Origin of the sequence: Methylocaldum marinum (genome assembly GCF_003584645.1) — a bacterium.
Classification (GTDB): Bacteria; Pseudomonadota; Gammaproteobacteria; order Methylococcales; family Methylococcaceae; genus Methylocaldum; species Methylocaldum marinum.
The window spans coordinates 2,461,065-2,472,983 of sequence record NZ_AP017928.1 but is presented as its reverse complement, the minus strand read 5'-3'; the positions used below and the strand labels follow the sequence as shown (position 1 = coordinate 2,472,983).

The window sequence follows — 11,919 nt, the reverse complement described above, 5'->3', positions numbered from 1 at the left end:
CGCCCGCGAGCGTCTACGCCTTGATGTTGAAGTACGGCGGCATGTTTTCGATGTAAGCCAGGTACATCGCGTCCAGCATACTCCACAGGATGTCCAGCTTGAATTGCAGGATCTCCAGCGCACGCTCCTGTTGTTCGCGGGTCTTGAAATAATCCAGCGTGATGGCGAGACCGTGTTCCACGTCGCGGCTGGCCTGGCTAACCCGTTTCCGGAAATAGGCCAGCCCTTCTTGGTCAATCCACGGATAGAGATCGGGCCAGCCGGACAAGCGCTGCTTGTGTATCGTGGGCGCGAACAGCTCGGTCAGCGACGAACAGGCGGCTTCCTGCCAGGAGGCCCGGCGGGCGAAATTGACGTAAGCGTCTACCGCGAAACGCACGCCGGGCAACACATGCTTCAGCGACCAGAGCTCGTCGCGGGGAATTCCGACAGCCACGCCGAGGCGAGTCCAGGCTTCTATGCCGCCGGCATCCTCGCCCCAGCCATCGTGGTCGTGTATGCGCTGAATCCACTGGCGACGGGTTTCGCGGTCTGGGCAGTTGGCCAGAATGGCCGAATCCTTGACCGGAATCTTGATTTGATAGTAGAAGCGGTTCGCAACCCACCCCTGAATCTGCTCCTTGCTGAGCTTGCCGTCAGCCATGAGCACATGGTAGGGGTGGTTGATGTGGTAATACGCTTCTTTTGCACGTAATTGGGCTTCGAATTCTTCTCGAGTCCAGGGTGTAGGCTCGCTCATGGTGTCTCTCACAGGTCGATTTCCAGGCCGTCGTGGGCAACGTCGATGCCCGCTGCGGTAAGCGCTTTTCGCTCCGGCGAATCTTCGTCCAGGATCGGATTGGTATTATTGATATGAATCAAAAACTTCCGTGCTCTCGACACATTTTTCAGCACCTCGATCATGCCATCAGGACCCGATTGCGGGAGATGTCCCATATCTCGGGCCAGTTTGTCGCAAATACCGGCGCGGCCCATTTCGTCTTCTTGCCAAAACGTTCCATCGACCAATAGACAATCCACCTGTCGCATGGCCTCGGAAACGTGAGGTTCTATCTCTCCGAGTCCCGGTGCGTAATAAAGTTTCTTGCCCGAGGAAATCTGCTCGACGATGACGCCGATATTGTCTCCTTCGTGGGGATCGTGTCGATGAGGCGAATAAGGCGGAGCCTTGCTTTTAAGCGAGTGGGTATGGAACTTCAGGTCGGGAATTTCGGGAATGGTGAAAGCGCTGCCGTCCAGGGGCGTGGCATGATGATTGACGCCGCAATAGTGCTCCAGCATTTTGAATACCGGAAATCCGGTCGAGAGGTCCTGTTTCACCATTTCGCTGCAATAGATTTCGAGAGGCCGCGTGGACTCGCGCAACATCAACAGACCCGTCGTGTGATCGATCTGGCTGTCGATCAGGATGATGGCTTTGATCCCGCTGTCGCGGATGCCGTGTCTCGGGTGGATGGCCGGAAACGCCTCCAATTGGGTTCGGATATCGGGGGAAGCGTTGAAAAGCACCCAATTTTCGTTGTCGCTGCTGACGGCAATCGACGATTGAGTGCGCGATCTGGTCTTGACTTCGCCCCGGCGAAGCCTGGAGCAGTTATGGCAGTTACAGTTCCACTGCGGGAACCCGCCGCCCGCGCCGGCGCCCAACACTCGGACTTTCATTTCGGTGGTTGCTAAGCAAAGGAGCTTTCGGAGGAGCCTTCAAAACGAAAAACGGGGCCCTACATTGCTGTGGAGCCCCGTTCAGGGATTCAACCGGCGGATTAGCGGTTGTAGATGTACATCGTGACTTCGAAGCCAAAACGCAGGTCGTTGTAGTTCGGTTTTTCCCATCTCATTTCGGATATCCTCCAAAAAAACGGATTTGTAGCTTTAGTTTAAATGGCTTTAAAAGCTCGCCGCAAAGTATACGTATCAGCATCTACGAAAGCAACGGGAGATATTCCCGGTTGCCGGGGGAAATCAGCGGCTATCGAAGGGGCGGTTCAAGCCGATTCCCCGCAAGTCGGACACTCAGGGTTTCTCTTCAGAGTCATCTGATTCCATTCCATGCTCAGTGCGTCGAGCAGAAGTAGCCGGCCCTTCAGCGTCTCGCCCAGGCCGGAAAGCACTTTAATGGCCTCCAGAGCCTGAAGGCTACCGATGATTCCCGGCAAAGGAGCCAACACGCCGCTTTGCACGCAGCTTTCCGCGAGTTCGCCCTGATCGGCGTACAGACAGTTGTAACAGGGGTTGTTTCCGTTACCCGGCGTGAATACAGCCAACTGTCCCTCGAAGCGGATCACCGCCCCGGACACCAACGGAGTTCGCGTTTTTACGCAAGCCCTGTTGATGGCGAACCGGGTGGCGAAGTTGTCGGAGCAATCCAGTACGACATCGGCGCTCGCGATTTCCCGTTCCAACTGCGTTCCTTCCAGGCGGGCCGTGAGTGCCGTGATGCGGACATCGGGGTTTAGGCGTCCCAGAGTCTTGGCTGCGGAAATGGCTTTGGGTTCTCCGATATGATCCGTGAAGTGCGCGATCTGCCGCTGAAGATTGGATAATTCCACGGTATCGTAATCGTTCAGGACGAGGCTGCCGACGCCTGCGGCAGCGAGGTACATGGCTGCGGGCGAGCCCAGCCCGCCGAGGCCGATAATCAATGCACGGGAATCGAGCAGCTTGTCCTGCCCCTCGACATCGATCTGGGGAAGCAGAATCTGTCTGCTGTAACGTAAGAGTTGATTATCATCCATCAGTTTGGTGTTGATGCCCGTTCGGAAAACAAGACAGTTTACCGTCAATAATTCTGCCGCATCCAGCCCGACAAAAAATTCTCCATCAGCGAAACCGTCAGTTTCTCGGCATCCGGAAGACCGGTGATGTTCAGGCGGTCGGTAAGCGCCAGGGTGCAGATCCCGTGCACGCCGCCCCAGAGTGCGCGAGCGGCCAGCGCGACTTCCTCCGGTTTCCGTGCCGGAGCGAGCTCGGAGAGTATTTTTTCGACTCGGTCGAACAAGACCGGGATGCGGCCGCGGTACCAGTCGGGCATTGCGGTCTTCGCCGGGGAGCCGTGCCCGAAGATCAGATCCCAGCGTCCACGGTGCGAAGCGGCAAAGCGAAGATAGGTAAGGCCGAGTTCGACCAGAACGGCATCGGTTTCGCTTTTCCGAGCCCTCGCCCGATCGAGTTCGAGTGCCAATTCGTCCAAGGTTCGGGCGTTCACCTGAAAAATCAAGTCGTCCAAGTTCTCGAAAATCAAGTAAAGGCTACCGACGGTGTAGCCGATTTCGTTGGCGATCTTGCGCGTACTGAGGCCTGCCGCGCCTTCACGCGCGACGATCGTTTCGGCTGCTTCTAAAGCCATCGCGCGCATTTCATCGCGGCTATGGTCACTTCGTCTGGCCATGGCGATATCGGTTTGCGATCTCGGAAATTTGGAGTTTCGGTGCTGGTTTTTTTCAAAAAACGGATAGCCGAGGTGTCATCCCCGTCTCGCTTCAGGCGGCTCGAGGGCAATCCGAGGGGTAGGATAATCCCCGCGGGGATGCGGTCTACCAGATAATGTCCGACCCGTGTGCGGACAAGCGAATTCGGTAATTCAGTCGTCTTCAATACGTACGTCCACGAAATCGGATTTCTCGATGGGATCTGTACTATCATTGGCGAACTTTGAAACCCAGTCCTTTTTGCAGGCTTCACCATGTCACGGAAACTTTTCGTATGTCTTTTGATTGCGGCGGCCTCCGTCCAGGCTCAGCAAGAACTCGCTCCGGTGCCCGAGCCACCGGATATTCCGCCACAGGTCGAGAGCGGCGAACCCTTGGAGCCGGATGTAACGATTATCCGTCGGGGTAAGGATACTATCGAAGAATACCGTATCAACAATCGGCTTTACATGGTCAGGATCAAGCCGGCCGTCGGGCCGCCCTATTATCTCGTGGACACCGACGGCGACGGCAATATGGACGTGCGGCGCAGCGATCTGGAGGATGACATCCGGATTCCTCAATGGGTACTGTTCAGTTGGTGAATGACACTGAAGTCGAGCTACTTAACTGTACAGGCTAATTGGCCTTCTCTGATAGAATGAAAACCGGTTCGGCGGTTTTGTAGCGCGTCGAATCGGGATTTCCATCCCGCGGTTTCACAAGTCATCCCGCCTTCAAGAACAACACCAAGGATAATTCGCGCTTGAGCCAACGCACAGACTCCCGGCTTAACCAGCTTATTCATGCCGGCCAGCAACATTTGCTGAGGGACGGGCTGAAAGGGCTGGAGAAAGAAAGCCTCCGGCTAACGTCCGACGGTATTATCGCGCATACGCCGCATCCGATCGGCGTAGGATCGGCGCTGACCCACCCCTATATCACCACGGATTATTCCGAGGCACTGATCGAGCTGATTACGCCGCCTTATGCCGATCCCGCGGAAACGCTGCGGTTTCTTAAAGACCTGCATACCTTCGTGTACCGTAACGTCGGGGACGAGATTTTACTCGCGACTTCCATGCCCTGCGGCGTCGCCGGCGACGAAAGCATTCCCATCGCGGAATACGGAACCTCCAATATCGGCCGGATGAAACACATCTACCGGCGCGGACTCGCCTATCGCTACGGACGAATGATGCAGGCCATCGCCGGCGTTCATTTCAATTATTCCGTCAACGAAGCCTTGTGGCCGGTCTTGCGGGAGCTGGAGGGCGGCGGCGAATCCTTGTCCGGCTTCATTTCGGAAAACTATTTCGGCATCGTGCGCAATGTCCATCGCTACGGATGGCTGACGATTTATTTGTTCGGCGCATCCCCGGCTTTCGGCAAATCGTTTTTTGCCGGGCGCGAATATCTTGCGTCGAGATTCTCGGAATTCGACGCCCGAACGCTTTTCCGTCCTTATGCGACCTCGCTGCGCATGAGCGACATCGGATACAAGAATGATAGTCAGGCAAGGCTGGAGATTTCATTCAATAGCCTCGACGATTATGTTGCGAGCCTAGGCGGGGCCATAGCGACGCCGTATCCACTTTACCGCGAGATCGGGGTCAAGGTGGATGGAGACTACCGTCAGCTGAACAGCAATATCCTGCAAATCGAAAACGAGTATTACAGCGTCGTCCGTCCCAAACAGATCGCGGAGTCCGGCGAGAAACCCACGCTCGCCCTCAAGCGCCGCGGAGTGCGTTATCTGGAGCTCAGATCGCTGGATCTGGGATGTTTCGGTTCTGCCGGAGTAAGCCTGGAGCAGCTACGTTTCCTGGAGATCTTTCTACTTTTCTGTCTTTTGGAGCCGAGTCCCCCGATCGCTTCCGCGGAAAAGGCGGAAGCCGGTCAGAACGGCCTTGCGGTGGCCTGTTGCGGCCGTATGCCCGGGTTCAGGCTCTTGCGGAGCGGCCGAGAGGTTCCGTTGAAGGACTGGGCCGAGGAAATTCTGGACGCCATGCGAGGCATAGCCGAAATTCTGGATGCTGGAGACCGGTCCAGACCTTATACCGGCATTCTCGAGCAGCAAACTGCTTTGTTTTCCGATCCGGCGCTGACGCCCTCGGCCCGGATGCTCGCCGAGATGAGGGCGAACCGTGAATCTTTCGATGAGTATGCGCTGCGGATATCGAGCGAACATGCGCGGGCATTGCGTGACCGTTTCCTGTCGGCCGAGCGATCCGAGTTTCTTCGCCGGTTGACGGAGGAATCCCTTGAGGAGCAGATGCGCATTGAAGCCGACGACAAGCTTCCTTTCGACGAATTTTTACAGCGCTATTTTGCCCAAGCTTAAAGAGATACATTCAAAACCTATCTCGACAGGCCGCTCGCTCGGTTTGCTCGGAGGGTTTTTGAAAGCCTGTCCGGATAGGCTTTAAAGTACCAGCGTCCGTTCCAACCGGCATCTCGTCCTTCGGATTTTCGGCGTCGGCCGAAATCCGATTCGTAAGGTACCTGGCGGAGGTTGTCATGGTTTATCAGCATATTCGGCTCCCGGCCGGCGGCGAAAAGATCGGGATTCGCGACGGCAAGCTGCATGTTCCTCGGGAACCCGTCATCGGTTATGCCGAAGGCGATGGCATCGGTCCGGATATCATGCGCGCGTGTCTCCGGGTCTGGGATGCCGCGGTCGCCAAAGCGTACGGCAGGTCGCGCAGGATTCATTGGTGTGAACTCTTTCTGGGGGAAAAGGCTGCCGCCCTCTACGGCAACGCTTTTCCCGACGAAGCGGTAGACGCACTCAAAGACCTCGTCGTATCCATCAAAGGCCCTTTGACCACCCCTGTCGGCGGCGGAATGCGGTCGATCAACGTGGCTTTGCGGCAAACGCTCGATCTCTACGCCTGTGTCCGGCCGGTTCGTCATTTTCCGGGAGTACCGTCGCCTCTGCTGCGTCCCGAGGCAGTGGACGTAGTGATCTTTCGGGAAAATACCGAGGATGTTTACGCGGGTATCGAGTATTCGGCGGGGTCGCCCGAAGCCTTTCAACTCGAGCAGTTTCTGAAACAGACGCTCAAGGCCGATTTCCGCGAAGGCAGTGCCCTGGGCGTGAAGCCGGTGAGCGAATTCGGAAGCAAGCGGCTGATTCGAAAGGCCATCCGTTATGCGCTCGAGCACCGGCGCAGGAGCGTTACCCTGGTGCACAAAGGCAATATCATGAAATTCACCGAGGGCGCGTTTCGCAACTGGGGATATGAACTCGCGCGCACGGAATTCCCGGAGCAGACCCTCAGCGAAGAGGACTTGATCAATCTCCACGCCGGCAAACCGCCGGAGGGCAAGATCGTCATCAAGGATCGCATCGCGGACATCATGTTCCAGCAGATGCTGCTCCGTCCCAAAGAATTCGATGTCATCGCAACCCTCAACCTGAACGGCGACTATCTGTCGGATGCGGTCGCAGCGGAAGTGGGCGGTGTGGGCATCGCGCCCGGAGGCAACATTGGCGATTTTATCGCCGTGTTCGAGGCGACACATGGGTCAGCGCCCAAATATGCGGGGCAGGACAAGGCTAATCCTGGATCATTGCTGTTCAGCGGGGCGATGTTGCTCGAATACCTGGGGTGGCACGAGGCTGCAGAAACGGTAAAAAACGCTTATGGCGCCGTTGTCGGCCGGAAGATCGTCACTTACGACTTTGCCCGGCAGATGGAAGGTGCCAAAGAGGTCAGAACCAGCGAGTTCGCCGATGCGCTGATCGCTGTAATGGCCTGAGCGTCGGCCGCAAAAAAAGCAGGGCGGTTGAGCACCCTGCTCATGTACATCCCGGCTGTTTCACAACAGCCCGGCTGTGTGCATCTTATTTAATGCCGGCGGCGACTTTTTCCATGGCGGCAGTGGCTTCGCCCAAAATCGGCGCAGCTTCGGCGGGTTTTCCGGCATCGCAAAGTCCCTGAGCTTCCCTAACCTTTTTCATGGCATCCTGCAACGGCTTGCCGGCGGCGTCGCCAGTGATTTCTTTGTAGTTCTGCTTGGTCTGCTTGATGGCGGACAGGCAGCCGTCCTTGTCGCCTGCGGCAGCGGCAGCCTGGGCTTGTTTGGCGGTCTCCACGGTCTTGCCCATGAATTCCTTGACGCCCGCCGCGTTTTCAGCAGCGACAGCGCCGCTCGACATGCCCAGCGTACCGGTCAACAATAAACCGCCCAGAAATAAGGTTTTGCTCATTTTCATTCTCTTGCGTTCTCCTCTGGCTACTCTCAGGAATAACCAAACAAATGTCATGATTGTTTATGGAGTGCTGACGCATGCGCCGCCACTGGCACGCTGCATGTTGAGGAAATCTCCCGAGCGCGAGCTTCTACGATGGCGTCGCTGGCGGAAAGGCATAAAGCCGTCCATGCGGTCAACGGGCGTCAATGGTAAAAGACTTTCCGGATATTGTCATTCTTTCGTGACTGGAAATTTTTTAGCTGCTCTTTCTGTTGCCGGTTCTCGAAAGCAGATAGTCCAGCCACATCGCGGAGAGCTTTTCCTGCACCGAATTCTGACGCAGGCGTGCGTACAAGTTCGGGAAATCCACGCGGTCGAGGTCTTGATCCTGGTTGTAGCAAGAGTACACGAAATATTCCTTCCCGCTTTCCGGGTCCGCATGCTTGCACAGGCACTGCGCGCAGACGCCTTTCATCATGCATTGCATCGGCGAATTGATGGAACCGATGGCGGAGTGATGAGGCTTGAGATACGGCTGGAGAACGCCGTAGCGGGCCGCCTTGACCGCAGCCATCATCCGGTCGGAGCCGATGACGATCATGTGATCGACGTCATCCATGTGGATCGGCGTCGGACCCAGCTCGCCCTTCGCATAAGCCACCATCGCTTCGACGATATTGCCGACGAAGGTTTTGTCCTGAGGACGCAGCGGCGGTATGGGCTCTGCACCGGGGAGATTGTCGACCGACCAGACCACGACATCCGAAGCCGCTTCGATTTCCCGGATCTTGAACACGTCTTCGCGTTTCCGATAACCGGCGAAATAGATGACATGGCTGCCCGCCGCGCGCAGCGCCCTGCCGATGGAAAACAGCACCGCATTGCCCAGGCCGCCGCCGGCGAGAAGGACGGTTTGACCGGCGTGAATTTCGGTGGGAGCGCCGGTAACCCCCATCACCACGATGGGGTCGCCGGGTTTCCACATGGCGCAAAGCTTGGATGACGAACCCATTTCCAGCGCGATCAGGGATATCAGGCCCTGCTCTTTATCGACCCAGGCGCCGGTCAGCGCCAAACCTTCCGAGACCAGCACGGTATCGTCGACCACCGGCGCCAGCGCTTCGAAGTTCTGCACCCGATAGAACTGGCCCGGGCAGAAGTGCTTCGCGGCCAGCGGAGCCCTGACGATGACTTCGACGATGGTCGGGGTGACCCGATTGATTTCCACGATGCGCGCAAGCAGCATGTCGTCGAGCCCGGCCTGGAACTGCCGTAGCTTCGCTTCGCGTTGCGGCTGCTGGGCACGATCCAGCACGGCGAGTTCCTTTTCGTACAGCTTGACGATGTATGGATATCCATCCTTGGCGCTGGCCATGGCCTTTACCACATTGCCGGCGTACACCGGGTGGTTGTCGCCGTAGAACGTGATGAATTTGCCGTGACGCCGGTACGAGGTGAACGGGGCCGGTTTGCCGATCTTGGGGATGGCGGTGTCGTGGGCGGGTTCCAGCAAAGGAACTCCCTCTCCCTCCCTCATCCCTACCCCTTCTCCCGGAGGGAGAAGGGGGCTATTGAACCCCTCTTCCTTTGGGAGAGGGGTTTGGGGTGAGGGTTCGAAAGGGTCGGGGTGAGGGTTCCAATTGGGCTCGTAGCGCCGGTAGAACTTCTGGTCCATCTCGAAGCTGTCCGGATGCTCGGACTCGTAGATGGTATTGGGCGAGGTTCCGGCGGCTACGAACAGGCTGCGCAGCGGGACTTCGAGATCGCCGGTTCTTTGCCGGCGGCCGTCCTGTTCCTGCAGTTTCTCGAAGCGTACGGCGCGAAGATGTCCATACTTGTCCTCCAGCGCCTCGAGCGGATTCATACCTTCTGCGAGCAGAATGCCTTCGTCCATGGCTTCCTTGATTTCCTCGTGATTCTGCCGGTAGGCGGGAGAATCCTTCATGCCCTTGCGATAGTACAGCGTGACGCCGCCCCAGGCATTCAGCAAGGGTAGGAAATCGGGTTTTTCCCCGGCGGCCTGTGCTCTCTGGCGCTCCGCCCGGACGGCCTTGGCGTGGCCCAGGAACTCGTCGAGGATAGCCAATTCTTCCTCGTCGTAGCGGGCTCGTACGGTTTCCTCGCCCAAATCGGCGCACAGCTTTTCGTAGCGGTGCAGGATTTTCTCGACCTGCACCGGATAGTAGGCCAGGAGTTCGGTAGCGGTATCGATAGCGGTCAGGCCGCCGCCGATCACGCCCGCCGGCAGCCGTACCTGCAAGTTGGCCAGCGACGACTCCTTGGCGGCGCCGGTCAATTGCAGCGCCATCAAAAAGTCCGACGCTTTGCGGATGCCGCGGATCAGATTGTTCTTGATGTCGATGATGGTGGGTTTGCCGGCCCCGGAGGCGATGGCGATATGGTCGAAGCCCAGGTCCCAGGCCTCGTTGATCGTGAGCGTGCCGCCGAAGCGCACGCCGCCGTAGCAGCGGAAGCTGTGCCGCCGCAACAGGTTCAGGTAGATGACTTTGAGGAAATTCTTGTCCCAGCGCACCGTGATGCCGTATTCGGCCACGCCGCCGAAACCCAGCATGATGCGTTTGTCGAGATCTTCATACAGCTCGCGGAAGTCCTGAATAGGACCGGGCGGGTGGGTCTCGTCGCCGACGATGTCCTTGGGCAGGGGTTCGATCTTGAGGGCGTCGATTCCGACCACGCCGAAACCTTCGTTGATCAAGTAGTGGGCCAGCGTGTAACCGGCCGGGCCCATGCCGACCACCAGTACGTTCTTGCCGTTATACGGAAGCGCATGCGGCCGCTTGACGTTGAGCGGATTCCAGCGGGTCAGAAGGCTGTAGATTTCGAAGCCCCAAGGCATGAACAGAACGTCGGTGAGGACGTTGGTCTCGATCTGCGGGATATTGACCGGCTCGGTCTTTTGGTAGATGCAGCCCTTCATGCAATCGTTGCAGATGCGGTGACCGGTGCCGGGGCAGAGCGGATTGTCGACGGTGATCAGCGCCAGTGCGCCGATGTTGTCGCCCTGCCGCTTGACCACATGCATCTCGGAAATCTTTTCCTCCAGCGGGCAGCCGGTGATGGTCACGCCCAGCGGATTGGACTTGTACGTGCCGTCCTTCTTGTTGCGCATGCCCTTGGAGCACGAGTCGGTATCCCGGTCGTGGCAATAGATGCAGTGGTCCACTTCGTACAGGACGCGCCGCTCGGGAAAGCGCGGATCGGTAAGCCCGAATCCTTCGCGTCTGCGGTGGTGCTCTTCCGGAGCCGCCCAGACGCTGTAGCCGTTCGCCGAACGGGTCTCGTGGTGGACCAGTTGGTTGAAATCGGTTCTGCCCGGGAACTTAAAGCTGGCCCAGCCCCGGACCTGGGGCTTGAACTCGGGAATCTGCTGCGCGACATAAGTCCAGCGTTGAACGAGGTCCAGCAGCGCCTTCACCAAGTCTTCGTCGGTTTTGCCCAATAAACCCGCGAATCGCGTTTCCGTATCCGGTTCGGCGGAGAGCGCGCGGCGCAATTCGCCGATTCCGCCGGCGTTCGCCGGGATATCCCGATGCCAGCGGTGCAAGCGCGTGGCCACGGACGCAACGGCCTTTTCCCTATCCGTTTGTATCAACACCGGTTCCGCTACCCGGATGAGGTTCTCGAAATCTGCCCGGATACCTTCGATGTCCCAGCTTTCCGGGGCCTGATTCTTGAATAGCCCCGCAACCTTGCCGACGATTTCGTTGCGGTACACGAAGATACTGTCGAACTCATCGCGTATCGTTTGTATCTGTGCGTCCCGCTCCGGCGATACGCCGAACAGTCTTGCCACGAAAGTGCCCACATAAGGCGCCATCTTGACCAGGATTTCCGAAACCTGCTCGGGCGGCATACCTTTGCCCTGGCACGCGCGATAGCCCTCGAATGCATCGAACAGTTCAGGATCGTGATCGCGGACCGTCGCATCGAAGACGTCCGACAAGTCCTTGAGCCGTTCCGGTAGGTACAAATCGGCATAGCTGAAGCCGGATATGCCTAAGGTCAAAGCGGTTGGGGCGTTTTTGCCCCCATCGGAGCGAACGGAGTGATAGGTCATGAGTGTCGAGGTTGTGTAGGTTGATGAAATTTTTCTTATTCCGTCACGATTGACTAAAGATGGACGGTTTTTCTCAAAAAAATGGATCAATTTTATGCCGAATCGATAATGGAGTCGATCTTGGGCGGTGCTCGAGACATGCAAGACGTCGACTGAATCGATTGGCGCCTCGGGCCGTGTCCTTCCAGGTTGAAGCAGGCGGCGCTAAGGTGTAGGTTAGGCGCCGAATTATC

General features: G+C 57.6%; 10 protein-coding genes. 3 read left to right on the top strand and 7 right to left on the bottom strand.

All coding sequences use genetic code 11. The features are described 5' to 3' along the window. Window positions 1-13: 13 nt before the first annotated feature. The 5 genes from pqqC to sS8_RS10670 all read right to left on the bottom strand — a co-directional run bounded on the left by pqqC (window position 14) and on the right by sS8_RS10670 (window position 3,388). On the bottom strand, window positions 14-739 hold the full coding sequence (gene pqqC, locus sS8_RS10690; RefSeq protein ID WP_119629633.1) for a pyrroloquinoline-quinone synthase PqqC: 726 nt from the start codon (window positions 737-739) through the stop codon (window positions 14-16). A gap of 8 nt (window positions 740-747) precedes the next feature. Then, window positions 748-1,662, bottom strand: a complete 915-nt coding sequence (gene pqqB / locus sS8_RS10685) for a pyrroloquinoline quinone biosynthesis protein PqqB (protein WP_119629632.1) — start codon at window positions 1,660-1,662, stop codon at window positions 748-750. Window positions 1,663-1,763: 101 nt separating this feature from the next. Beyond that, entirely contained in the window at window positions 1,764-1,838 is a 75-nt protein-coding gene (pqqA, locus tag sS8_RS10680; RefSeq protein ID WP_119632718.1) for a pyrroloquinoline quinone precursor peptide PqqA, read from the bottom strand. Window positions 1,839-1,985: 147 nt separating this feature from the next. Continuing rightward, the gene (locus sS8_RS10675; RefSeq protein ID WP_119632717.1) at window positions 1,986-2,735 is read right to left on the bottom strand and encodes a HesA/MoeB/ThiF family protein; all 750 of its coding nucleotides are present in this window, start codon (window positions 2,733-2,735) and stop codon (window positions 1,986-1,988) included. 44 nt (window positions 2,736-2,779) lie between these two features. Then, window positions 2,780-3,388 carry a TetR/AcrR family transcriptional regulator gene (locus tag sS8_RS10670; RefSeq protein WP_119629631.1) on the bottom strand — a complete coding sequence of 203 codons (609 nt, stop codon included), beginning with the start codon at window positions 3,386-3,388 and terminating at the stop codon, window positions 2,780-2,782. Window positions 3,389-3,682: 294 nt separating this feature from the next. Between sS8_RS10670 and sS8_RS10665 the strand changes: the two genes are divergently transcribed. The 3 genes from sS8_RS10665 (at window position 3,683) to icd (ending at window position 7,172) form a co-directional block, all read left to right on the top strand. After that, window positions 3,683-4,012, top strand: coding sequence for a DUF2782 domain-containing protein (locus sS8_RS10665; protein ID WP_119629630.1), 330 nt, complete (start codon window positions 3,683-3,685; stop codon window positions 4,010-4,012). A 161-nt stretch (window positions 4,013-4,173) separates the two neighbouring features. Then, a complete protein-coding gene (gene gshA, locus sS8_RS10660) occupies window positions 4,174-5,751 on the top strand; it encodes a glutamate--cysteine ligase (RefSeq protein WP_119629629.1) in 1,578 nt (525 codons plus the stop codon). Between the two features lie 176 nt (window positions 5,752-5,927). Continuing rightward, window positions 5,928-7,172, top strand: coding sequence for an isocitrate dehydrogenase (NADP(+)) (gene icd / locus sS8_RS10655; protein WP_119629628.1), 1,245 nt, complete (start codon window positions 5,928-5,930; stop codon window positions 7,170-7,172). Between the two features lie 85 nt (window positions 7,173-7,257). Here the strand turns inward: icd and sS8_RS10650 are convergent, their stop codons facing one another. Both sS8_RS10650 and sS8_RS10645 read right to left on the bottom strand, forming a co-directional pair. Beyond that, window positions 7,258-7,623 (bottom strand): hypothetical protein, encoded by a 366-nt coding sequence (locus tag sS8_RS10650; RefSeq protein ID WP_145986494.1) that lies wholly within the window; start codon window positions 7,621-7,623, stop codon window positions 7,258-7,260. A gap of 241 nt (window positions 7,624-7,864) precedes the next feature. After that, on the bottom strand, window positions 7,865-11,686 hold the full coding sequence (locus tag sS8_RS10645) for an FAD-dependent oxidoreductase (RefSeq protein WP_119629626.1): 3,822 nt from the start codon (window positions 11,684-11,686) through the stop codon (window positions 7,865-7,867). Window positions 11,687-11,919: the final 233 nt, after the last annotated feature.

Bases quoted from the DNA above. Each gene is read 5' to 3' on its own strand.
- sS8_RS10675 (WP_119632717.1), bottom strand. From the start codon at position 2,735: ATGGATGATAATCAACTCTTACGTTACAGCAGACAGATTCTGCTTCCC.
- sS8_RS10645 (WP_119629626.1), bottom strand. From the start codon at position 11,686: ATGACCTATCACTCCGTTCGCTCCGATGGGGGCAAAAACGCCCCAACC.
- icd (WP_119629628.1), top strand. From the start codon at position 5,928: ATGGTTTATCAGCATATTCGGCTCCCGGCCGGCGGCGAAAAGATCGGG.
- pqqC (WP_119629633.1), bottom strand. From the start codon at position 739: ATGAGCGAGCCTACACCCTGGACTCGAGAAGAATTCGAAGCCCAATTA.
- sS8_RS10650 (WP_145986494.1), bottom strand. From the start codon at position 7,623: ATGAGCAAAACCTTATTTCTGGGCGGTTTATTGTTGACCGGTACGCTG.
- pqqB (WP_119629632.1), bottom strand. From the start codon at position 1,662: ATGAAAGTCCGAGTGTTGGGCGCCGGCGCGGGCGGCGGGTTCCCGCAG.
- sS8_RS10670 (WP_119629631.1), bottom strand. From the start codon at position 3,388: ATGGCCAGACGAAGTGACCATAGCCGCGATGAAATGCGCGCGATGGCT.
- sS8_RS10665 (WP_119629630.1), top strand. From the start codon at position 3,683: ATGTCACGGAAACTTTTCGTATGTCTTTTGATTGCGGCGGCCTCCGTC.